The sequence below is a fragment of the Mycobacterium sp. E787 genome, from assembly GCF_001668725.1.
Taxonomy (GTDB): Bacteria; Actinomycetota; Actinomycetes; order Mycobacteriales; family Mycobacteriaceae; genus Mycobacterium.
In genome coordinates, this window is sequence record NZ_LZKL01000004.1 from 1 (window position 1) to 626 (window position 626).

Consider the following 626-nt stretch of genomic DNA (forward strand, 5'->3'; position numbering starts at 1 on the left):
CCGCCTCGGTTGGGGGTGAACCATAAAGAGCGGTTGGCGGTGTTGTTTGAGGAGTTGGCGGAGTTGGCCGGGCAGCGCAACGCCATTGATGGGCGCATCGTGGATATCGCCGCCGAGATCGAGCGCGACGCGCTGTGGGGGAACACCGGGGCCCGCTCGGTGGCGGCGTTGCTGGCCTGGAAGCTGGGCTCGTCGTCGGCCCACGCCCACACCATCACCACCGTGGCACGCCGACTGGAAGAGTTTCCGCGCTGCACCCAAGCGCTGCGCCAGGGCCGGCTGTCGCTGGATCAGGTCGGGGTGATCGCCGCGCGCGCCGGGGCGGGCTCCGATGCGCACTATGCCGAGCTGGCCGCGGTGGCCACGGTCAGCCAGCTGCGCACCGCGGTCAAGCTCGAACCGCGCCCCGAACCCGCGCCGGGGCCGCCACCAGAACCCTCGATCACCCACACCTCCGATGAGAACTTCACCTGCTGGCGGATCAAACTCGACCACCTGGACGCGGCCAAGTTCGACGCCGCGCTGGCCGCCCACCGTGAGGCGCTGATCGCCGAGTGGAAACGCGACCGCGCCAACGGCGACGGCTCCGCACCGAGCGCGCCGCCGATGCCGGGCACCCTGGAGGC

At 71.1% G+C, this 626-nt stretch carries 1 protein-coding gene; it reads left to right on the forward strand.

What is annotated here, in order from left to right; all coding sequences use genetic code 11:
* Positions 1-9: 9 nt before the first annotated feature.
* On the forward strand, positions 10-626 hold a 617-nt coding region (locus A5705_RS00030), incomplete at its 3' end, for a DUF222 domain-containing protein (protein ID WP_156762971.1).